This window comes from bacterium (assembly GCA_021372535.1).
In the GTDB taxonomy this organism is placed as follows: Bacteria; Latescibacterota; Latescibacteria; order Latescibacterales; family Latescibacteraceae; genus JAFGMP01.
The window spans coordinates 26,612-49,517 of the sequence record JAJFUH010000219.1 but is presented as its reverse complement, the minus strand read 5'-3'; the positions used below and the strand labels follow the sequence as shown (position 1 = coordinate 49,517).

Sequence of the window (22,906 nt, the reverse complement as noted above, 5' to 3'; positions counted from 1 at the left end):
TTAATCGGGAATCCATATGCAGCCTGAATAGATTTTTCATCCTTCGATGTGATTATCTGTAGTCATGGAAGTTATTCATAAATTTAAATAGAACGCGGATTTTCGCGGATTTGTTTTTATTATTGCTCCGGCGAATAAATATTGATACTAATATTTGGAATAGATGCCGAAACAAGTTCGGCATGATACAATGCTTATGTCACTGTTTAACCACCGGAGCAATAATACCTTTTTCAGGTGTCAGCGTTTAATAATTGCTAATAATAGTATAAATAATATGTTATATATATTTGTGTCTTCGTGACTTCGTGGTTGAATATTTTCATGAATACTCCCGGTTAAGTAATTTATCTGCATCGGATTCCGCAAAATGTAAAAATGATACAGCCGGACTGCTCTTGACCTTGACAATCGAGGTGCATTCTTCGTAATATTAACCCTGTACGCCGGGGGAAATCCCATATATGACGAAAACCGTAGAAATACGGTAATGATAACGGCGGCATCTGGAGGCGCAAAAGAGGGTGTATATACATCCTGTTTATGACTGTCGGTATTGCAGAAAGGACCGAACGATGAAAAAAGGTTTGGCGAATACAGATAAAAAAGCGGATGCCGCTTCCACGGCTTCCGGGGGAGAAAACACGGTCATCAACAAAGCCGCGGAGGGAAAAACCCGCGACCGTGCTCTCGCCCGGCAGCTCCGGAAGGCAGGGCAGATCGCTTCTCTCAGCGCGGAAGTCTCTTCCGCAATCGAAGATTTCGCAGGCCTGACGGACAGGATAAAAAAATCTCTCGATACCGGCAGGAAAGCCCTTGATTCCATGAAAACCGAAATACGGTCGGCGGGGCATCTCTCCGAAACGCTCGACGAAAGCTCGGGGGAGATGTACAGGGATGTTTCCGAAATCTTTGCCTCGGTTGATTTTCTGGGACGTTTTTTCGAAGAGGATTCCGGCTTTCTATCGGATATCATCGATGAAATCAATGGCGCCGCACAGGCCCAGAGCTCCACTCAGAAACGGCTGGAAAATCTTGCGAAACTCGAGGATAAAGCAAGCGGAATCATAGAGGATATTACAGGAATCGCTGGTCTTCTGGATGTTGCCGGACTCAACGCTTCTCTCGAAGCGGACCGTTCGGGCGGACACAGCGGAGAATTTACCGTCATCACAGGCCGTATCCGTCAGGCATCGGCCGTATGTGAAAAAAATGCCGAGGAATCAGGTGTTTTCTTTGGAGACCTTAAAACAGACGTGCAGGAACTCGCTGAAAAACAGAAAGGTCTCGGTGACAGAATCCGGACGATTCTGGTTATGGTGAAGGGAGTAAGAAACGCGTATTCAGATGTGCGCACTGAACTTACGGAGCTGGCGGGATTGTCCGGAACCGTGACCGACAATGCGCTCGATTCCTTTGCGGACGATGAAAGCGCACTTCCCTGCAACGGGCCTGTTCTCGATACAATCGACCGTGCGGCAGGGCTGACTGATGTTGCCATAACAGCCTTCGAAATCCGTGAAAACGCATTCGCTCCGGCGCTGGAACAGGCAGGGAAAATATCCGCTGCTGTTTCGCAGCTCGCCGCCGGGGAAAATATCCCCGACCTGCTGGACGAGATCATGAACATCGCCGATGATTTCATGGGAGTTACCGAGGATACCGGTGACGAGCTCCAGTCCGCGGACGATAAACTTGCCGAAGCGGCCAGTGAAATGGAGAGCATGGAGCGGATTGTCGAAAACACCGGTGAGCGGCTCGGTATAATGGCCCGTAACGCCGCCGATATCCTGGATGCATCGGGAAAAATCAGGAAGAAGCTCGAAGAGCTGCGGGGAACCATCGGTGAATCGAAAACCGCCCTCAAGGGGATAACGGGCGAAATCGGGCTGCTTCATGAGGATACCCGTACTTTTATCCGGGATATGCAGGCCTTCGACCGTAAGGCTCAGTCCATCCTGCGGATTGCGAACGCCTGGGCGGTATGCGCGGCCAGGCTCGACAGCATATCGCTGCACAGCGCGCTCGAGGTTACCCGTGCAGGACAGCACGGTTCCGGATTTGCCTCCATTCCCGGGCATCTCGACGCCATCGCTGTCCGGATAGCGGGCACGGTGAAAACGCTCGAGGAGTATTCCGATTCTCTTCGCCATGAAACCCTCGGCATCATATCGAGCGGCGACGATGTCAGGTGGCGGGACAGCGCCGATGCCATGACCGGGATACTGGAGGAGATTTCCGAAACATCAGACAGCGATGTGCCCGCCGTTCTCGAAAAGGCCTCGGCAACCGTCACAGCCGCCCAGAAGCTCGTGAAGCTCATCGATAAAAGCCGCGACAGTATGAAGGACATCACCGTATCCGTCGAATCCGCTGTCAGCATGGTGCAGGATGCCGCCGGGCTGGCGCAGGAGCAGATGCAGATACTGGAGCGGGCTTTCGAGGCCGGAGAGAAGCTCCTTGCCCGCGCCGACGAGCTCTATCCCGATGTTGAGGAATAGAGAGGGGGAACCTGAACCGGGATTCCCATGATTTAAAGGATTACCGGGATTTTTTCATCGTGAGAAATCCCGGTCCAGTTTATATTGTGTGAGCCATACCGTGATTGCCGGTGTATTATGCATCGTGGTAATCCATATAATCCTGAGAATCCCGGTTCAAAGCTTTGTGGGGGAGTTGAGGCGTAGTTTTTCGGATTATAGATATTTGGCGGATAATTCTGCAGTCAATCAATGAATTTACCAAAGAGGCGCCGGTGGATAGGGGCCTTTTTTATTGTGCGGACTTCGGGGAAATGTACGCATATCATGCGGGATTAACACGTTGTTCAGTAAACAGGAGACGAGAAAATTTCCATTGAAACGACCGTGCTGAAACATTATATAGCACTGGTTATCAATATGTTAAAGTGATTATTTATTTCTGTATAAAAGTGCTTGACAGAAATAACGTAGTACAGTAAATTTAAACTGGTAATCAAAACATATCCGGGAGAAACGACATGACAGACGTACAATTGGGAAGAATCCAGCTGATGATCATGCAGATTCTATGGGAGAAAAAACACGCAACCGCCCGTGAAATCTCAAAAGCGCTCAACGAGATCGAGCCTGTTGCGCACAACAACGTTCAACTTCTCATCAGGGCGCTGGAGAAAAAAGGCGCCATCGGCTACGATATACAGGACAGGACTCATATCTACTACCCGTTAATAATGGAAAAAAAGGTCATCAACAATGGTATCCGGGAATTGATCGATACCGTGTTCGGCGGGTCGGTGGCGAATCTGGTTTCATCGCTTGTCAGGAACAAATCCGTTTCCCGGAAAGAGCTTGAAAAGATATTCGAGATGCTGGACGGTGATAAAGAGGAGAAATAGCCATGTGGGGAACCCGATTGGTTGAATGGCTGCCCGGTGTTGCAAATGGAACCGTTTCGATCGGTATATACCTGTTGATACAGTCCACCGTTATTCTGTCAGTCGGTTTGGGAGCAGCCTATGGTTTGAGAAAAAGGGGAGCCGCCCTTCAATCGATCATTCTGAGGATTTTCCTCATCGCGGTGTTTCTGGGTCCGCCGGTGTCATTCATCCTGAAAAAAGCGGGAATCCTCGAGGTGACGGTGTATATTCCGCGCATACCGGGTAATGCGCTGAAAAAAGACTCGTCTGCGGCGCTCCGCACAGTCGGGGATATGCCCTCCCGTCCCGAAGAAAACCCCCTGAAGCAATCCCGGGAACAACGCCGGGAATACAACCGTGACACCGGGATTGTCAACAGTACAGCGCCGGAAACTGTCATCGCTTCCCCTGAACAATCTGCGGAAACACAGCGCGGTGAAAAGCGTACCGACAAACCCGTTTCTTCGGCGCCGCAGTCGAATTCTCCCGGCACACCCCAACTCAGCCAGCGAACCGGACTCCATGCCGTTCAGGACAACCCTGAGAGAACAGCAGAAAGCGGCGCCGGTCCGACAGCACCGGTACGAGCGACGAAGACGAGAATGCTGGCAGGCCTCTATATCGCAGGCACGCTTGCATGGTTTGCGTGGACGTTTTTCCTTCTGGTCAGGCTGCTCGGAGCGAACCTGTACATCCAGTATATACGCCGTTCAGCCTTTCAGGCAAAGACATCCCACAGTGACCTGTGCAGGGCTGTATCGGGCGAGCTCGGCATTGCACCGCCGCAAGTTTTACGGTCTCCACTCACGAAAACACCGCTGCTGACCGGTGTGTTGAGTCCTGTCATCATCATGCCCGTACATGATTTCGATTCCACCATTCCCATGGAGGATGTTTTTTACCATGAGCTTTCGCATCTGAAGAGACGGGATCCTCTGTGGAACCAGCTCAGGCAGATCGCAACCGCCCTGCTCCCGTTTCAGCCGCTCTTGTGGGTACTCTCACACTGGATAGAAGAGATGAGTGATTATGTGTGCGACGATTTTGTGCTGAATCACGGGAAAAGCCATAAATCGTACGCCTACAGCCTTGCCCATATTGCCGAGAGCTTTCAGGTATCCCGTCCTGAAAGGGCGGCTGGTGTAGGATTCATATCGTTCAAATCCTCCCTGCAGCGCCGTATTCTCAGGATTCTTGACCGGTCGCGGCGGCTGTACCTGCGGGTGAGTACGCTCGTGCTCGTGCTTATTTCCTCCCTTTCGCTTATCTCGTCTTTCTTCGGTGGTCTTATCGGTATAAAGGGGAAACCCATGATCACCGAGAGCCAGGCTTCCGAAAACCCCGACTACACGATGAAAGAGCTGCGGATAAAGGGAGAACAGCAGCCGCAATATACCCATCCTGCCGATGACCGGACGGTGCTGTCCGATGCCGGCAATGATTCGGAGATTGTTTCCCGTACGATCACAGAGTCCGGGGACATACCCGCAGAACAGGGCACGCCATCCGAACCGTCGCCTGTCTCAGTTATAGAGAGCAGGAAAATCATATCCGCTATAGATTTCAATGAGGATTCGCATTCAGAGAACCTTGATACCAATGCGGAAATCAAGGTAACAGGTAAGATTGCGGAAACAGCCGGGACCGATACCGGTGGTGCGCGGGCGATAGTTGAAACAGGGACGGACAGAAAAGAATCGGGACGCCCGAAACCGGATAATCGGTCGGCCGATGTATCGAACTCCGATAAAAGCGCTCTGAGAATACAGCTTCCTCAGGATTTTCGCCCGGGCGATAAGAGCAGCATCGAACAGGTGGTTTTGGAACCGGAATTGACCGGCGGTGAACCGGACTTGGTACTGACGGATTTTGAAATACACGATCCCGGATACAGCCTTATCGGTTATGATTATGAATCGAATACGACAATCGAACCGGGGAAAGTGAATGTCATCACCAGATGGGATAAAAAGCAGTATGAATACACCAACGACCTCACCGCCCGTGACGAGCTCGAATGGTATCTCAGCAGAGGCCAGAAATATCCTGTACTGTCGCCTGATGGTTCGGTTATCGCATTTACCGACTGGTCAGGGTGCGGGATATGGACGCTTCCTGTGAAGGATTACAAGCCGTCTCTCGCCTATTCGGACACCAAGCTGCTAAAATCGGAGGAACACGGATTTGAATACACGGTTCGCGGTCAGCACAAACAACCTATCTGTTTTACTCCCGACGGGAAAGAAATAACGTTTCGCGATGAACTGTACGATGAATCCCGGGGATCGAGGGCACTTGTAGACGAATCCGGCCATCTCCGCTCGACTTCGGGGTATATACCGGTTATCAGGAGCGTGAATCTTGAAACCGGGGCATGCCGGACAATTGCCGAGGAAGCGAGCAGCGGGTGCTGGCATCCGGACGGACGGTTTTTCATTTATACCAGAACCAGAACCGGAGCAACCGGTGACCGGCAGACAGAAACCATAACGTTATCCTGTATCATGGTGCTCGATACAGTGACGGGAAAAGAGCGGATGCTGGCGGAAAACGCTCATTCGCCCTCTGTAACTCCGTCCGGCTCGCATGTCATTTATGTTGAAAATTACTCGGACAATCCCCAGCTTTTCAGAATTCCATTCGAAGGCGGAGAGAGCGAGCAGCTGACCATGGAAGGGTACTGGCATCAGCCGAGCTGTACTCCCGACGGTAAATGGGTCATGAGTCTTGTCTACGACAGCACTCTGCCGTACGAAAAGGACACCTGGTTCAGGGCTGTCAACCTTGAGAATGGCGATATCAGGGACTTCTATCCTACCGAAAATTTCGTATTCGCGGCGATGGGCAACTTTTTGCCCGACGGGACCGGGTTCTGCTATCATCTCCTCAAAAACTGGGAAAACGACGAATATAAAAAGTACGATTGTCACCTGTATATAGGGGAATTTTCGGGGAGCGGCTCTGAAAAGCCGGTAAACACCGATGAGATCATGCCGCTTGAGTTTGCACTGAAAGGAAACTATCCGAATCCGTTCAACATGAGCACCACCATTGAATTCGTGCTCGATACAGACGGCCCTGTAACCGTGGAAGTCTTCAACATAACGGGTCAGCGTATTCGCACACTGGTCGAAGAGCCTAAACGAGCCGGACTGTATAAAGTGCAATGGGACGGGAACAACGACAACAGGCAGCGCGCGGCGTCGGGAACCTATATCGCCCGTCTCAGAATGGGTTCCAGGATGAAAACGCACAGAATGGCGCTCGTGAAGTAAAAGAAAGAACAGTGTGAAAGCAACCCATTCCATTTATATGGTTCGATAAAACGTGGATTTACACGGATTGATACTGTTTTAGGGAAATCATGTATGAAAACCATAAGAAGCATTGGATTGACACTTATCGTGTTCGCTTTTGTCGGGCTGTGTACGGCCGGGGGGAAAGAGATAAATCTAAGCGGTGAACTCGACGGCGGAAACCGCACGCTCCGTGAACTGGCATGGTCTCATGAGGGAAACATGCTTGCGGTCACTGCCAGCGACGGAATATGGATTGCGACCTTCAACGGGTTGCTGCCATACAGGCTCGTCATGAGTGACAGTGTGAGCGAAGAGCTGACGTATACGAGCTTTTCACACGATGACCGTGAGATAATTTTTACCCGATCCAATACCATGGATGTGGAAAAACCGGGTCGTTTTGTCATCGAGTCGGTGAGTATAGAATCGGGAGAGCATACTATTGTCGAAGAAAATGCAACAGACGGCAGATGGAGCAGTGACGGCGGCTATTTTATGTATTTCGAGGAAATCATGTACGGCGTCTGGGCATTGAAACTGTACGACAGGGAAAACGAGACGAAAAGGGTGGTGCTTTCCACCGAAGAGCTGGGAGGTTACTGGTATTTCAGCGTTCCTTACTGTATAAGCCCCGACAACTCGCATGTTGTAATCAATGTAGAGGAAACCGGCCCGAATAATCCGGTCAATCTGTACCGCGTTGACCTCGTTTCCGGCGACCGTGAACCTGTAACGGCGTTCACGGAAGGGTATACCGATTCTCCGATGTATTCGCCGGACGGTTCATGGCTGCTTTTTACCCACACGAGCATAATTCCGGAAGAGGAAGATGGTAAAAAATACAGGCCGGAGCTTATGGTTTACAGCGTTGAATCCCGTGAATACTATCCGCTTGTCGGAAACGACGGGACATTCCACGGAATCGAGCCGGCATGGGCGCCCGACGGAAAGAGTGTCTGGTATATCCTTCTTTTGGAAAATGAAGGAAATGTACTGTCGAAAGTCTGCTCCATCGATTTCGATCCTGGCGCCTTAATGAATCCGGACGGCGCCGGATCCATGAAACCGCATGAATTCACCCTGATCGGTAATTATCCGAATCCGTTCAACGGTGTGACAACAGTACTCTTTTCGGCGGATATTGCGGTAGACACGCGTCTCGAAGTGTATAACATTCTTGGCCAGAAGATACGGGTGCTTCTTTCGGATACTGTCGATCCCGGAATTCACCGGATTGCATGGAACGGGGTGGACGACACCGGCAGGGCGATCGTTTCGGGACAGTATGTTCTGAAACTGACGGCCGGAGGAAATGCGGCGACGCATAAAATGCTCTATGTAAAGTAAAAAATCGATTTTATGGAGGCTTTTAAAGCTCCCTTTCTGTCGCTCAGCGACATCCTTTCCCCCGGTGGAGGCAGGAATCGACAGGATTTACTACTCCTCTGCCTCCACCAAGGAAAAATAGAGAATGAGTGAAAAGAGACTGAAAGAAATACAATAACTTCAGGAATAGGATGTATCATCGGGATTTATGGAAATACCATCAATCACAGGCTTTTCTCCCCGCTTCAGCATAAACAGAGGAGGGTTCGAATGAAACCCCGAAAACGCTTCATCACAGTGTTCGTTCTTCTGCTGCTGGCTGCCGTATCGGTAGCTGCAGACAGGAGTGAAATCCAGGTTGCGGATATAATCGCTCCGGATACCTGGATTTCATCATTTGCCATTTCACACAACGGGAAAATGACAGCGGTATCGTCTGAGACAGGGATATGGATAATCCCCGGCAGCGATGGGGAAGCAGTAAAAGTGCTGTCCAATACGAAATATCCCGAGGAAACGGTGGGATTGTGCAGTTTTTCCGCGGACGACAGCGAGCTCTGGTATACCCGCGTATATAAAAATGGCGACGACGTGCTCTACCGGCTCGAATATATCACCGTTGCCACGGGGGAACACGCCGTTTTTGCGGACGATGCAATAATGTCGCAGTGGACGCAGGACGGCAAGTATATCTACTATTACAGCAAGGACGCGACGGATGTAAAGTCATATATACTCGACCGTTACAATACTTCGACGGGCGGTGTGGAAAATATCATGAAAGCCAAAGACATGACGCCGGGTTCCCGCACTCCACCCTATTCGGTGAGCACCGATAATTCCTCCGTCGCGGGTATATATTATGAAGTATTCGACGAAGAAATCGTCCATGATCTGTGCATATACAACCTCGACGGAACGAAGAAGCAGATAACCTTTTTCAATCACGGCGGTGTGTCCGATATGGCGTATTCCCCTGACGGGAAGTACATACTTTATACACACAGCTACAGAATAGAATCGGATGGAGAAACCGTTTTCAAATACGCGCTGCTGGCGTATAATATCGCATCCGGCAAGCATTATGTCGTCATGGACTGGCAGGAAGAAGAAATACTCTCGTATATCGCCTGGTCACCCGGCTGCAAGGAAATCCGTTATATTCCTTCGCTTTCGACCGAAATCCACGTCATCGGTTTCAATCCCGGTGAGCTGGTCGAGCTGACCTCATTCAATATCGATCTCGATGAGCCGGGAAACACGGTTACCGTATTCAAGGGAACGGAGTACGATCAGTATAACGAGGAAATCGGACCCACAACGGCTGTCGATATAACGACAGGTGGGCGAATCGATGTTTCGACTCAGTGGACTGACAGGAATCCCTCGGGTTCTCAGACCGACGCTTTCGACTGGTATCTCGAACGGGGTCAGCAGTTTCCCGTTTATTTCCCCGACGGCTCAGGCATCGTTTTTACGGACAATTCGGGATGCGGGCTCTGGTCTCTCTCGCTTGCCGACAGGAAAGCCAGTCTCTTTTATATCAGCGCACAGCGGGTGAAATCCGAAACCAATAATGTCGATTTCTATACCCGCGGTTATCTCAAGCAGCCTCTGTGCTTCACTCCGGACGGAGAGGAAGTCGTTTTCAGAGAGTATGTTTTCGACGAAGACTGGGGTTCGAATGTCGTGACGGACGATCATGGCAATGTTCTGAGCACCGGCGAACTGATACCCGTCATCAATGCGGTCAATCCCGCGACTCATGAAGCACGCATGCTTGTCAGAGGCGCTTACGAGCTGAGCTTTACACCCGATGGCAGCAAAATCGTCTATGCCTCATTCAATAAGAACAGGGATTTGAAAAATCCGTATTCGTATGAGGCGGGGATTGTCGTTCGTGACATTCAGACGAACGAGGAAAACCGGTTGTCGGAAAGCGGACGGTCGCCCGTTGTGTCTCCCGACGGTTCCACCGTTTACTATGCCGCCCGTGTCAACGGCAGCAGCCAGATATTCAGAGCACCGGTCAACGGCGGCGCGCCGGTGCAGATGACGACATCGCTCACGTGGTATAATCCGAGAATCACAAGCGACGGTACATGGCTCATATGCGAGGTTGTCGACAAATCGGGGAGCTCCGAAAGTGCGGGGAAGGATCAGTGGCTGCGGGCAATCAACCTTAAAACCGGGGCGATTTTCAATTTTGTGCCTCCCTTCGAGTATATCAAGGCATCGGAATGCTCGTTCTCTCCCGACGGGAGTAAAATCTGCTATGCCCTTCTTGAAAAGTATGGCACCGATGAAATCGGCCATATGTTCAAACACATCTACACAGCCGGTTTCGATCCGGACGTCTATCTCAAGCCGTCGGCGGTCGACAGTGAAATGCCGGTCGATTTCGCCATTACCGGGATTTATCCCAATCCCTTCAACATGAACACCACGATAGAGTATATCCTTCCTGAAAACGGATTCATCACGCTCTCCGTATACAATGTCATGGGACAGAAAATCCGCGAGCTCGTTTCGGGGAATATGATCCGCGGGACATACACAATCAGATGGGACGGCCGCGACTGTAACGGGTCGACCGTATCGTCGGGAATTTATTTCTCACACCTGAAGCTGGGAGACAAGGTGAGTACGAAACGGATGATGCTGCTCAAGTAATCCGGCCGTCTCTCAATTTACGATTCATGGAGGCGCCCGAAAAAACGGGCGCCTCCGTTTTTACGGCGCGATTACGGCGCGGTTATTCTGTCAATCTCCTCCAGATCGTCCGGGGTAAGCTCGACCTTGACGGCGCCTGCATTGTCCTCGAGCTGGCTCATACGGGTGACGCCCGCTATGACGGAGGAGACAACATTATGAGACAGGAGCCATGCGATCGCAAGCTGCGCCATCGAGCACTCCTTGCGTTCTGCAATCGGGGCAAGCCCTTCGACAAGCCTGAGATTACGCTCGGTGAGGAAGAGATTCTTCCAGTAATCGCCATCCTTGATTATCCGTCCCGATTCGTCCATGTTCCCTTTCCGGTACCGCCCGGTCAGAAGTCCGCTCGCAAGAGGGAAGAACGGAACGAGCCCGATATGCTTTTCCGCCACGAATTTAAGGAATGCCGACTCGTCGCCCCCCGTGCGGTCCTCGCCTTCGGTCGCCACTTTTATGCGTTCAGCGAGGTTGTACCAGTTCTGCACCGCGATAATCCGTCTCGATGAATTCGATGCAACCGAACGGAGGACATCCATCTCCTCCCCGATCTGCGCCGCTGTACGGTTGGAGACGGCGAGATAGTTGACCATGCCCATGCTCACGAGGTCATCCATCGCTGCCCAGGTCTCATCGAGGGGCGCCTCCCACGAACCGTCCGCCATAAGCGATGGCTGATGCACATAGAGAATGTCGATTCGGTCGGTCTGGAGCCGTTCGAGACAGCGCTCCGTCTCGCGCATGATATACTTCCGCGAAGCGCCGCGTTCATGGGGGGAGAAATCGCGTTTCATCTCGTGTTCCTCGCGAGCCGAGTTGGAAATCTTCGTTGCAAGCACGACCATGTCACGAACCGAAGCAGGGCGCCGCGCAAAGTAACGGCCGAGCAGGCGCTCCGAATTTCCCGAAGCGAGGTTGTACGAATTAGCCGTGTCCCAGTGGATGATCCCGAGTTCGAGGGCACGGTCGAGGATGTCGAAGCCCTCGTGATCCCCCACACGGGAGCCATCATAGCTCGGATCGCCCCACTTCCATGTTCCGAGGCCTGCTTCCGAAACCCAGAGCCCGGAATTACCCATTCTTCGGCACTTCATTCCCCTGAACGATTTTGTCTCCATGATGTAATACCTTTCTATTGGTAATTATGATTGAATAAAGAATCTCGTGCGGCGGTATATACTGTGTATTACGATACTGAAAAAGAGGCCAAAGGTTTGACCACGCTATTAAAACATAGTAAAAAAACCGTGAAAAATCAATGAGTGAAAAAAACGCTTGCATTCAAAAACTGCCCTGTATATATTATGACTGACTGGTCAGTAATTTACTAATTAGTCATTAATAATATGCTGTGTCAATATACTAAAAATGAAGTTTACGGAGGCGCCATGAACAAATTTGATTATCTGTATTACCCTTTCGAGCAGACTGATGAAACGCTTCCACGCAGAGAACGCGAAAAGGAAACCCACCGTCTGGAAATTCTGGCGGCGGCGACCCGTGTTTTTGCGCGGAAAGGGTATTTCCACGCGACGCTCGATGAGGTTGCGCAGGAAGCCGAGTTTTCGAAGGCTTCGTTGTACAACTACTTTTCAAGCAAGGAAGACCTTCTCTTCAGTATCATGAAGACGGTAATTTTCAGTCGGAACAGTGCTTTTTCGGTGGCGTTTTCGGGGAAAAAACCTTTTACGGAGGAGCTGGTCGATTTCCTCGTGGGAGCGGCGAAATTCGCGTTTTCGAACCCCGATCTTGTCAAGGTGCTTGAGATTCAGCGATCTATGGGTTTCATTGGATTGTCCGATGAAAAAGGAAAGGAACTCCACGTAATTATCAATCAGGGTAACCGGTGGATGATGGATCGTTTTACACGGGCAATCTCAGATAAGCAATTGAAGGAATATCCGCCCGACGCCCTCCTGGAAGCGATATTTGTTGCCCTGAACGGTTTGTTTTCCATATGTAGTTACAAGTGTAAAAATTCCAAGGATATAGAAAAGGTATCACGGATTTTCGCCGATATCCTGCTCAACGGAATAGCAGCGAGGGAGGAGGTAGTCAGTGATCGATAAAATGCTGTTGTACGCTTTAATCCTGTGTTCGGTTGTTATTCCGGAGGCTGGATGGGCACAGTCGGAGAGTTACATGGACCTGTCCGTTGAACGTGCGGTCAAAATTGCGCTTGAAAAAAATAAAGATGTCATCAATGCCGGGGAAGAAGCTTCCAAGGCCAATAACCGCATTACCGAGGCGGCATCGGCTGCTTATCCGCAGATCAACGGGAGTTGGAATTACGAGCGGAATCTCAAGCCAATGGTTTTTGTTATATCCTTTCCCGACAGTAACGGTGTGCTCGTAAAGAACCGTCTCAAGGTAGGAACCGACAACACGATGAGTCTCGGAGCGAGCCTTACCCAGCCGATCTATGTGGGCGGGAAGGTCGGCACCGCGCTCAAAGCGGCAAAAATCTATAAAAACATGGCCGAAGAGACGCTCCAGTCTGTCAGGCAGAATGTGGTTGCGGGAGTTGTTCAGGCCTTTAATTCCGCGCTCCTGTCTGAGGAAATGTGTTCCATAAACAAAGAATCGCTCGCACAGGCGGAAAAACACCTCGAAAATGTGAAGAACCTTTTCAATGCGGGGCGGGCGACCGACTATGACCTTCTCCGGGCCCGTGTGCAGGTTGCAAACATGAAACCCGATCTTCTCGATGCCGAAAACAAGGTGACGATTTCACTGCTCAGGCTCAAGGAGGTCATGGGTGTTGCGCCCGATTCGCCGTTGACCATCACGGGGAAGTTTGCCGAGCCCGATACGTCGGTTTTCAAGCAGGCCACGTTCGAAACTGCCATGGAGATGCGGCCCGACCTCAAGGCGAGCGAATACAATGTGGACCTTTACGAAAAGGGCATACAACTTGCCAAGGGTGATTTTCTGCCCGTTCTCTCGGCAGGATCAAACTTTGCCTATAACGGTAATTTCGATGTTTTCACCTATGACCGGGAGGACTGGAACAGGTACTGGACAGCAAGTGTCACCCTTACATTTCCGATTTTCGACGGATTCAAGAATTATTCAAAATACAGGCAGGCAAAAAACGATTTCTACAAGGCGAAGACCGATTTCAAAAAAATACATGATACTGTTCTCATAGATGTCCGTGAGAGCGTTCTCAATCTGCGCAAGGCGGTAAACAGTATAGAAAGCCAGCGTATGAATGTGGAGGAAGCGCAGAAAGCGCTTGAGATGGCCGAATCGCTCTATACGAACGGTAAGGCGACCCAGCTCGAAGTACTCGATGCACAGCTGGCGCTCGAGGTGGCAAAGACAAACATGGTGGTTTCGCTCTATGAAGGAACAATCGCAGAAATAGCCCTTAAGAAGAATCTCGGGATTCTAGATACCGACCTGTAAGAAAGGAAACGCATGATGAAAAACATTGTAAAAAAAGCGCTGGTGCTTTTATTACTCGTGATTGCCGCTGCCGGCTGCGGGAAAAAGCAGGAAGCCGACAGTCAGGCTGATCCGGAAAAAATTACCAATGTCGAGATTTTCACGGTCAAACCCTCGCAGTTCAGGGATTATATCAATCTTCCCGTTGTCGTTTTACCGAACAAGGAAGTGAATCTCGGTATCACGGGCGGAGGCAAGGTTGTTAAACTGCATGCCGATAAAGGTGACCGGGTAAAGCAGAATATGGTCCTGCTTGAAACCGACGATGTGATGCTCAAGGCGCAGTTCAATGTTGCGCAGGCAAATCTCGAATATCAGGAGAAGGAATCTGCCCGGAGCGAAAAGCTGTTCAAGGACGGGAGTATCACCGAAGCTGTCCATGATGCCACGAAACTTCAGCTTTCCCAGGCGCAAAGCGCGTTTGAAATTTCCAAAAAACAGCTTGAGGATGCGGTGCTCGAGGCTCCCTTCGATGGTGTGATAACCCAGCGGCATGTCGAAGTTGGCGATATTCTCGGTCCCGGAACTCCCGCTTTCAGGATTATCGACATAAGCCGTGTTAAAGTGCAGGCCGGGATTCCGGAGAAATATATCACCGATTTCAAGGTCGGCAACGATGTCGAGGTCAAGCTCGATGCTATCCCCGGAAAGGTTTTCAGGGGTAAGATCAACTATATTGCCCCGGAAGCCAACTCCTCGGTGAGAACCTTTCAGGCCGAGATCGTCGTCGACAACCGTGAGGGTCTTATCAGGGCCGGTATCATGGGGAATGCTTCAATCCTGAGGATGGTCTATAATGATTCACTCATGATTCCCATCAATGCTTTGATCGAAACCCAGAACGGCCGTATCGTGTATGTTGCCCGGAATGACAATACCGCCGAGAAGCGCTCGGTTGAAATGGGACCCGCGGGTACGACCGATGTTATGATACTTTCGGGGATTTTTTCCGGTGACCGCGTAATAGTTAAAGGCCAGCACGATCTCGTTGAAGGCGAAAAAATCAATATTACGGGTGAGTACACTGCTGCTGGCAGGGAGGGTACCGGACAATGACGCTGACTGGGTTTGCATTACGTAAATATACGACAGTTTATGTATTTATTGTCTTGATTACGATCATGGGACTTGTGAGTTACTTTACTCTTCCGAGAGAAGCGGCGCCGGATGTCAATATACCGTTCATGATCATCACGACGATTTATTCGGGTGTTTCGCCTGAAGATATCGAAACGCTCATTACGAGAGAGATCGAAAAAGAACTGAAGAACCTCAAGGATGTCAAGGAAATCACATCGAACTCGTCGGAGAGCGTTTCGGTGATTGCCATCGAGTTCAATCCGGATGTTGATCTCGATTTTGCTCTCCAGCGGGTCAAGGACAAGGTTGATAAAGCGAAACCGAATCTTCCCGATGAAGCAGAGGAGCCGACGGTTACCGAAATCGATTTTGAAAACATGCCGATCATCAATGTCGTGCTCACCGCCGATTACGATCTTGTCAAGCTCAAGGAAGTGGCGGATGATCTGTCCGACGAAATCGAGACCATTCAGGGTGTGCTCGAAGCGAAGGTGAACGGCGCCCTCGAACGTGAAGTACAGATAAACGTCGATCCCGAACGGCTCAAAGATTACAATTTAGGGCTCGGCGATATAACGAAAACGATAATGGAAGAGCATGTAACCATCCCGGGCGGTAACATCGATATCGGTGACAACTCCTACACGGTCCGTGTTCCCGGTGAGATCAAGAATCCGTACACGTTCAACGATCTCGTCGTTACCGCGACATCGCAGGGGCCGGTTTATATCCGTGATATAGCAGAGGTTCAGTACGGTTTCAAGGATCGTACCTCGATCGCCCGTCTGGACGGCAAACCCTCGATTTCCGTCAGTGTAACCAAACGTACCGGGGAAAATATCATACATATCGCGGACGGTGTGAAGGAAATCCTGAAACGCCGCGAGCCGTCACTCCCCAAAGGAACTCATATCACTGTCCAGGGGGACATGTCAAAGTTTATCCGTGTCATGGTTGCCGATCTCGAGAATAACATATTCAACGGTTTTATTCTTGTTATGCTCTGTATATTTCTTTTCCTCGGCTTTACCAATTCCATATTCGTGGCGATTTCGATCCCCTTCAGTATGCTCATTTCCTTTATCGTGCTTGATCTTATGGGGATTTCGCTCAATTTTATCGTTCTGTTCAGTCTCATCATGGCGCTCGGAATGCTTGTCGACAACGCCATTGTTATTGTCGAGAACATTTACAGACACCGTCATACAGGTAAAGACGCCCTCCGCGGTTCGGAAGAGGCGACCAATGAAGTGGCGATGGCGGTAACGACTTCGACGCTGACGACGGTATGTGCGTTTGCCCCGATTATTTTCTGGCCGGGGATCATGGGCGAGTTCATGAAATATCTGCCCATAACGGTTATCATTACCCTCTTGTCCTCACTCTTTGTGGCGATTTTTATCAATCCCGTGCTCTGTTACCGGTTCATGAAAGTGAAGGACGATGCGACGGATTCGAATGGAAAAGGATTGTTCAAGCTGGTACTCGGTCAGTATGAAAGGCTGCTTACAAGAGCGGTTACACACCCAAAAATAACGCTCGGGATTTCTTTTCTCATTCTGATTATCACGATCGGTGTATACAGTGTTGCCGGGCTCGGAGTCGAGCTTTTCCCTAATTCGGACCCCGATTCAATGTATATAGATATCAAAGCACCTGTCGGAACACGCATCGAGACGACCGATGCAATCGCCCGTCAGCTCGAAAAAACATGCGCCGAATTCCCCGATATTGAGAACATCCTTACCAATGTCGGGGTCTCGACGAGTTCCAGCGGGCTTGCACCCGGTTTCGATACCTCCAACGAGGGGCGAATTTATATGGATTTTGTCGATTTCGAAAAACGGAGCCAGCCCTCGCTCAAAACGTTCAACGAATCGGTGAACAAGATCAAGTACATCACGGGCGCCGAGGTCAAGCTGGACAAAGAGGAAAACGGACCGCCGGTCGGCGAGCCTGTCGAAATACAGATTTCGGGCGACGATTTCCTCCTCCTGGGGGACCTCGCCAAGGATATCCGCAACACCATCAAGGATATACCCGGGCTTGTCGATCTCAAGGATGATTTTGAAAGCTCGAAGCCGGAAATCCGTCTTGTCGTCGACAGGGAAAAAGCCGCCATGCTCGGTATTTCGACCATGAGTGTGGCGCTGGCGGTGCGGAATGCGATCAACGGTTTCGATGCCGGAGATTTCCGTGAGAAGGACGAGGACTACGATATCACCGTCAGATTCGCAAAACAGGATCGCAGCTCGATTCCCGATCTCGACAAGATTTTCATATTTGACGAGGGGAAACAGATTCCGCTTTCAAGTGTGGCGGAATTCAAGCCTGCCGCGGGTTTCGGATCGATCCGCCGTGCTGACCTCAAACGTGTGGTCACTATCACCGGCAGCAATCACGGCCGGCTCGCAAACGACATTCTTACCGATGTCAAGGCGAAACTGGCAAGCTACAAACTCCCATCGGGATATGATATAAAATACCGCGGTGAGGACGAGGCTTCACAGGAGGCAGGACAATTCCTCGTGAAAGCGTTTGTTATTGCCATTTTTCTCATCGCCCTGGTTCTCGTGACCCAGTTCGATTCACTCGTGCTGCCGTTTATCATCATGACCAGCGTGATATTGTCGCTTATCGGTGTATTCTGGGGGCTCATGATTTCGCAGCTGCCGTTCGGTATCATCATGACCGGTGTCGGCGTCATCAGTCTTGCCGGTGTGGTGGTCAACAACGCCATCGTGCTCCTCGACTACACCATGAAGCTTCGTTTCTGGGGAAGGTCGAAACTGGAGGCGGTCATCGAGGCCGGAAAGACCCGGTTCAGGCCGGTTCTTCTGACGGCGATCACCACCATTGTCGGACTCATTCCGCTTGCAACCGGCTGGGCGATCGACATTCATACCTTCAGGTTCGTTGCGGGCGGTTCATCGTCGCAATGGTGGGCGCCGATGGCGGTTGCGGTAATTTACGGGCTTACGGTGGCTACTTTACTGACGCTCGTGGTCGTGCCGAGCATGTACATGATCCTCGGGCGGAGCGATCAGTATTTCAGGGATCGCCAGAACAAATGATACTTGCGCCATAAAATATATACTATTATATTTAACACCTGCTTTTTAAGGTGGAGGGGTTCCCGAGTGGCCAAAGGGAGCAGACTGTAAATCTGTTAGCTCAGCTTTCGGTGGTTCGAATCCGCCCCCCTCCACCATTGAGATTATAAAGGGCTTACGATAATTCGTGAGTCCTTTTTCATTGTACGAATAATCGTTATCTACCCCCTGTTATTTTACTTCCTGCCTTCTTCCTGCTCCGCCTTCTCATCTTCCTCATTGGATTTGAGGGCATTTCCATTCGCATCAAGTGCCAATGCACGAACTTTTTTGCCGACAGCTACGGTGATTTCATATCCACTCCGGTTTCCACGGGTAAGTTTTTCCGCTTTTGTGATTTTCCCTTTGGGATATGCTTTCTGAACCGCCGCTTTTACCGGAGCCGTTAAATCTTCTTGGGGAATACCTTCCTCTATTTCCAGCGCGGTTCCATCTGCAGAGTAAACGATGTCGAGAGAGAATTCGCCATTTGTGCTTTCCACTTCATAAAGCACCCTGCTGTCCTCCTTCTCCTTTGATACTTTTTTTATCACCGCGTTCGGATAGCTTGTTGTAAAGGCGGAAGTAATGGCAGCGGGAATATCTTTTTTCGCGACTTTCCGGGAATACACCGGCAGCGAAAAGGCAAAAACCATCAGAGCGACTATTCCAATCCAAGCAAAGTTCTGTACTGTCTTCACATAAATCTCCTTTAAAATTTTTTCTCTTGTGCTTCCACTCAATGACTGAGAGAAAAGAGGTCGATTTTCGCCCTTTGACGAGAGATGATAATCATGTGTAAGACTCAGTCAAGTCCCCGGAGTTCCCGATTAATTCTCCGAAAGACAAGTATTGCCGATTAACCTGATGATGAGACATGCGATTTTTGTTTTTTTCGTAAATATATAATTGTATTATAAATCATCACAGCATACCCATATTTTTCTGGGGTATCGAACGATTCGAAAGGGAACCGTCATGAAAATCGTTACGGTTGTCGGTGCACGACCTCAGTTTATCAAAGCCGCGGTCGTTTCACGGGCACTGGCGGATTATAATGATAACCAGTCATCGCAGCCCCGTCATGTTACGGAAATTCTGGTGCATACCGGTCAGCATTTTGATGATACCATGTCACGGATTTTCTTTCAGGAACTCGGTATCCCGGAACCGCACTATAATCTCGGTATCAATGAATGCAGTCACGGCGCTATGACGGGAAGGATGCTCGAAAACATCGAAAAGGTTATCCTCGACGAAAATCCGGATATTGTCCTGGTATACGGGGATACCAATTCAACGCTGGCGGGGGCGCTGGCAGCCGCGAAACTGAACATTCCGGTGGCGCATGTCGAGGCAGGTCTGCGAAGTTTCAACCGTACCATGCCCGAAGAGATAAACCGGGTGCTGACCGATCATATATCGAGCCTGCTGTTCTGCCCGACAGAAAGGTCGGTGAAAAATTTACAGCATGAAGGCATTGATAGTACGATGATTCACCGGACGGGAGATGTCATGTTCGATGCCTGCTTGTATTTCGGATTAAAGGCACGCGAAAAAAGCCGTATTATCACGCAGCTTGATCTTGAGCCCGGGCAATACCTTCTCGCAACGGTGCACCGGGCGGAAAATACCGATAACGAGACCCGGCTCCGCTCGATCTTCAATGGTCTGGCAGTTCTCGCTCAGGAAATGCCCGTAGTGGTACCGCTTCATCCTCGAACCGCGAACATGCTGAAAAAAATGGATTTTTTCGATGAGATATCCACCGGACTCACAATCATCGAGCCGGTGGGATACCTTGATATGGTCATGCTCGAACAGAATGCAAGGGTCATAATAACCGATTCGGGGGGCGTTCAAAAAGAGGCGTTTTTCCACCGTGTGCCCTGTATCATTCTCAGGAAAGAAACCGAGTGGGTGGAGCTTATCGAGTCCGGCTGGAGTGTGCTCGTCGACACGGATGTCGACCGTCTCATCAGTGAAGCAGGAAGACTTATAAACACAGATACAATCGACACCGAACACCCGGACCTGTACGGTGACGGACATGCGGGAAACAGGATTGTCGAGATCATGAGCGATTTCGGATAATCCCGGTCTCCCGCCCGCATTATGTAGTATATTACAATATGTAATAAAGTTATACGGTATTTTAGCGCTGCATGTAATACAGAGCGGAGATTGATGGATTCTTATTGTTTTTCCGGGGGAATATCATCGTTTTTTTCAAGATTTATTGTCATAAAATATCCGGTTTTATCGTGCCCCATGAAAAAACCCACCATGCGAAGCAGGAAGCGGACGTAACCCGGGACAATCCATTTCAGTTCGACTTTCCGCAATTTGGCGCTTATGTCCTTTAGCTGAACCGGTAACCGTGCCAGAATATTTTTGAATTCCTGAATGGTATACGCTTTGGTTCCGATGCTTTCAATGTCATGATAGAGAATATCGGAAATGGTTCTGAACGGTTTCTTCACAAAGAGACCATAGTGCAGATACAGGAAGAACGTAATGAGCGACCTCCTGTTGTACACCATGATTTTTATTTTACCTCCGGGACGGGTAACACGAATAATCTCTTCGAGGGCTTTTATGGTATCGGGTGAATGGTGGATAACACCCCAGGAATACACGAGATCGAACATATTATCGGGATAGGGAATATTTTCGGCATCCCCGACAATGATTTCTTTCGCTTCCAGTCCATAAACATTGAGCCGGTTCCTGACATGTTCGACAGCCTCCTCAGTAAGATCGAGACCGTATGCCTCCGCACCGGCCCTGACCCACTGCAAAAAATCGGTTCCTGTTCCAACTCCGACTTCCAGTACTTTCTGGCCATGAAAACGTGTGAACTGGGCGAATGAGAATATTTCTGATTCCAGACTGTACTTGTAATCCTCGAGTTCATCGAAATATTTGCGCGAATGCTTTTCAGAATCCGAGCCTTCTGTGCCGCAGGCCCGTTTATTCCAATATTGTTTTACCTGGGCTTTTAATTCCTCTTCATTCATCCGAAAACACTCCGATATGTTTATTTTTTATGAAACAGCACAATAAATATGATAATTCAACTTCTTTTTGAACCGAGTTTTCAAATTGTATGACAAGGGAATAACATAATCCATTAAAGGGTGGTGAAAAAGGATTTTTTTTTGTGCCCGGCAGTGGAACAGTGTGTGTTTACTACAGGTATGGAATCACTGTTTCATGTATTGACGATTTCCTTCAATTTGACAATTATTTTTCCCGTATGTTCTTTCCATGTGTACTTTTCAACCACTTCTTTCCGAGCTGCCTGACCCATGCTTATCCTCAATTCCCTGTTGTCGATCAGCATTTTCAGACCCTCGACAAGAGCATCGATATCATGTGGTTTTACCAGCCATGCTGTCTTTTTGTGTTCGAGAATTTCACCTATCTGGTCCATGTCGGATGCGACAATTCCTTTTCCGGTCGCCATATACTCGAAGAGCTTTGTCGGGGAGCCGAAAAAGGGAGTACCATCCGGATTGGGGACATGAGGAGAAACGAGGATATCACATGCGGCGAGATATTGCGGTCCCTCTTCCTGGGGACGGAGTCCTGTAAGAATACTGAAATCGTCGACAGTGTGTTTTTTCAGATTTTCCTTCACGAGCGGCATGGTAAGGCCATCTCCGATCATGAGCAATCTGACCCGATCCTTATAACCGGGATATGTGTTCAACAACACACCGAATGCCTCGGCGAGTACTTCTGCGCCATGCCAGCGGCCGAACGTACCGATAAATCCCAGAACGGTTTTATCGGAAAGAGCGTATTTATTGCGTACTTCGGTGCCGTCGACCTCCGGGGAGTAGATATCCGGATCGACTCCGTTCGGGTTCAACAGTATTTTGTCCTGTTCGATCCCGCGCTCCATCAACTCATCCTGTAACGGTTTGCTCACCACCACGATCAAATCGGCGGCTTTGAAATTGCACACTTCAATATCCCGAGCCAGGGATTCATATTTCAAAGGATTCCCCCAGTTTCTGCACACCCAGACCTCGGAACCATTATATTCGAAAACAAAGGGTACACCAAGAAGCCGTGACAGCTTTGCCCCGGAATAGTCGAATAAACTGCACCTCTGATAGATAAACGATGGTTTTGTGTTTTTCAATATGGATAAAGCTTCTTTGATAAATGTGCCGCAAGAATTCATATACCATAATTCAACCCCCATATTCATGAACTTTTTCTGGGGTTTGATAAGAAATGTTTCGATTTCTTTTTTTACCATCGGGCTGTAATCCGTAGTCAAAAAAAGAGGGAGTGGAGTAAAATACCCAAGATTGTTGAGTATTCCTGAAATATGACCAACCGAGCCGCCGGCGCGGACGTTAAAGGAAAGAATGGTACGCAGGTAAGCGGGAGGTTTTGATAAATCGAGAGTCTTTTTATTACCTTTTGAAGGAACAGTGTTGGCCAGTACTCGTACCTGATTTTTGACCTCTCTTATAAGCAGTTCCCGATTATAATAGTGGAAATAATAGTGTATTGCATTTTTAATTTTT

14 protein-coding genes and 1 tRNA gene are annotated in these 22,906 nt (G+C 49.6%); 11 read left to right on the top strand and 4 right to left on the bottom strand.

Annotation, left to right across the window (positions count from 1 at the left end; translation table 11 throughout):
- Window positions 1-575 precede the first annotated feature (575 nt).
- The 5 genes from LLG96_19060 to LLG96_19040 all read left to right on the top strand — a co-directional run bounded on the left by LLG96_19060 (window position 576) and on the right by LLG96_19040 (window position 10,698).
- Window positions 576-2,501, top strand: coding sequence for a methyl-accepting chemotaxis protein (locus tag LLG96_19060; protein MCE5252305.1), 1,926 nt, complete (start codon window positions 576-578; stop codon window positions 2,499-2,501).
- A gap of 500 nt (window positions 2,502-3,001) precedes the next feature.
- Window positions 3,002-3,379 (top strand): BlaI/MecI/CopY family transcriptional regulator, encoded by a 378-nt coding sequence (locus LLG96_19055; protein ID MCE5252304.1) that lies wholly within the window; start codon window positions 3,002-3,004, stop codon window positions 3,377-3,379.
- A 2-nt stretch (window positions 3,380-3,381) separates the two neighbouring features.
- Window positions 3,382-6,675 carry a T9SS type A sorting domain-containing protein gene (locus tag LLG96_19050; GenBank protein ID MCE5252303.1) on the top strand — a complete coding sequence of 1,098 codons (3,294 nt, stop codon included), beginning with the start codon at window positions 3,382-3,384 and terminating at the stop codon, window positions 6,673-6,675.
- 93 nt (window positions 6,676-6,768) lie between these two features.
- Window positions 6,769-8,046, top strand: a complete 1,278-nt coding sequence (locus tag LLG96_19045) for a T9SS type A sorting domain-containing protein (protein MCE5252302.1) — start codon at window positions 6,769-6,771, stop codon at window positions 8,044-8,046.
- A gap of 249 nt (window positions 8,047-8,295) precedes the next feature.
- Window positions 8,296-10,698 (top strand): T9SS type A sorting domain-containing protein, encoded by a 2,403-nt coding sequence (locus LLG96_19040; GenBank protein MCE5252301.1) that lies wholly within the window; start codon window positions 8,296-8,298, stop codon window positions 10,696-10,698.
- Window positions 10,699-10,769: 71 nt separating this feature from the next.
- Here LLG96_19040 and LLG96_19035 read toward each other — a convergent pair whose 3' ends face one another.
- Window positions 10,770-11,855 carry an aldo/keto reductase gene (locus tag LLG96_19035; GenBank protein MCE5252300.1) on the bottom strand — a complete coding sequence of 362 codons (1,086 nt, stop codon included), beginning with the start codon at window positions 11,853-11,855 and terminating at the stop codon, window positions 10,770-10,772.
- Window positions 11,856-12,125: 270 nt separating this feature from the next.
- Here LLG96_19035 and LLG96_19030 point away from each other — a divergent pair, with 270 nt between their 5' ends.
- The 5 genes from LLG96_19030 (at window position 12,126) to LLG96_19010 (ending at window position 18,478) form a co-directional block, all read left to right on the top strand.
- Window positions 12,126-12,806, top strand: coding sequence for a TetR/AcrR family transcriptional regulator (locus LLG96_19030; GenBank protein ID MCE5252299.1), 681 nt, complete (start codon window positions 12,126-12,128; stop codon window positions 12,804-12,806).
- A complete protein-coding gene (locus LLG96_19025) occupies window positions 12,796-14,148 on the top strand; it encodes a TolC family protein (GenBank protein ID MCE5252298.1) in 1,353 nt (450 codons plus the stop codon). The genes LLG96_19030 and LLG96_19025 overlap by 11 nt, the downstream gene beginning before the upstream one ends.
- Before the next feature lie 15 nt (window positions 14,149-14,163).
- Window positions 14,164-15,243: an efflux RND transporter periplasmic adaptor subunit gene (locus tag LLG96_19020; protein ID MCE5252297.1), complete on the top strand. Its 1,080-nt coding sequence runs from the start codon at window positions 14,164-14,166 to the stop codon at window positions 15,241-15,243.
- Window positions 15,240-18,341 (top strand): efflux RND transporter permease subunit, encoded by a 3,102-nt coding sequence (locus LLG96_19015; protein MCE5252296.1) that lies wholly within the window; start codon window positions 15,240-15,242, stop codon window positions 18,339-18,341. Before LLG96_19020 ends, LLG96_19015 begins: the two co-directional genes overlap by 4 nt.
- A 52-nt stretch (window positions 18,342-18,393) precedes the next feature.
- Window positions 18,394-18,478 (top strand) — tRNA-Tyr (locus LLG96_19010).
- A 78-nt stretch (window positions 18,479-18,556) separates the two neighbouring features.
- On the opposite strand, the gene LLG96_19005 is transcribed toward LLG96_19010, so the two are convergent.
- Window positions 18,557-19,060, bottom strand: coding sequence for a PepSY-like domain-containing protein (locus LLG96_19005; protein ID MCE5252295.1), 504 nt, complete (start codon window positions 19,058-19,060; stop codon window positions 18,557-18,559).
- A 277-nt stretch (window positions 19,061-19,337) separates the two neighbouring features.
- On the opposite strand from LLG96_19005, the gene wecB reads away from it, so the two are divergent.
- Complete coding sequence (wecB, locus tag LLG96_19000) at window positions 19,338-20,453, top strand: UDP-N-acetylglucosamine 2-epimerase (non-hydrolyzing) (protein MCE5252294.1); 1,116 nt, start codon at window positions 19,338-19,340, stop codon at window positions 20,451-20,453.
- 101 nt (window positions 20,454-20,554) lie between these two features.
- Here the strand turns inward: wecB and LLG96_18995 are convergent, their stop codons facing one another.
- Both LLG96_18995 and LLG96_18990 read right to left on the bottom strand, forming a co-directional pair.
- Window positions 20,555-21,379, bottom strand: a complete 825-nt coding sequence (locus LLG96_18995; protein MCE5252293.1) for a class I SAM-dependent methyltransferase — start codon at window positions 21,377-21,379, stop codon at window positions 20,555-20,557.
- Between the two features lie 194 nt (window positions 21,380-21,573).
- A complete protein-coding gene (locus tag LLG96_18990) occupies window positions 21,574-22,632 on the bottom strand; it encodes a glycosyltransferase family 4 protein (GenBank protein ID MCE5252292.1) in 1,059 nt (352 codons plus the stop codon).
- Window positions 22,633-22,906: the final 274 nt, after the last annotated feature.

Bases quoted from the DNA above. Each gene is read 5' to 3' on its own strand.
- LLG96_19060 (MCE5252305.1), top strand. From the start codon at position 576: ATGAAAAAAGGTTTGGCGAATACAGATAAAAAAGCGGATGCCGCTTCC.
- LLG96_19055 (MCE5252304.1), top strand. From the start codon at position 3,002: ATGACAGACGTACAATTGGGAAGAATCCAGCTGATGATCATGCAGATT.
- LLG96_19050 (MCE5252303.1), top strand. From the start codon at position 3,382: ATGTGGGGAACCCGATTGGTTGAATGGCTGCCCGGTGTTGCAAATGGA.
- LLG96_19045 (MCE5252302.1), top strand. From the start codon at position 6,769: ATGAAAACCATAAGAAGCATTGGATTGACACTTATCGTGTTCGCTTTT.
- LLG96_19040 (MCE5252301.1), top strand. From the start codon at position 8,296: ATGAAACCCCGAAAACGCTTCATCACAGTGTTCGTTCTTCTGCTGCTG.
- LLG96_19035 (MCE5252300.1), bottom strand. From the start codon at position 11,855: ATGGAGACAAAATCGTTCAGGGGAATGAAGTGCCGAAGAATGGGTAAT.
- LLG96_19030 (MCE5252299.1), top strand. From the start codon at position 12,126: ATGAACAAATTTGATTATCTGTATTACCCTTTCGAGCAGACTGATGAA.
- LLG96_19020 (MCE5252297.1), top strand. From the start codon at position 14,164: ATGAAAAACATTGTAAAAAAAGCGCTGGTGCTTTTATTACTCGTGATT.
- LLG96_19015 (MCE5252296.1), top strand. From the start codon at position 15,240: ATGACGCTGACTGGGTTTGCATTACGTAAATATACGACAGTTTATGTA.
- wecB (MCE5252294.1), top strand. From the start codon at position 19,338: ATGAAAATCGTTACGGTTGTCGGTGCACGACCTCAGTTTATCAAAGCC.
- LLG96_18995 (MCE5252293.1), bottom strand. From the start codon at position 21,379: ATGAATGAAGAGGAATTAAAAGCCCAGGTAAAACAATATTGGAATAAA.
- LLG96_18990 (MCE5252292.1), bottom strand. From the start codon at position 22,632: ATGGTAAAAAAAGAAATCGAAACATTTCTTATCAAACCCCAGAAAAAG.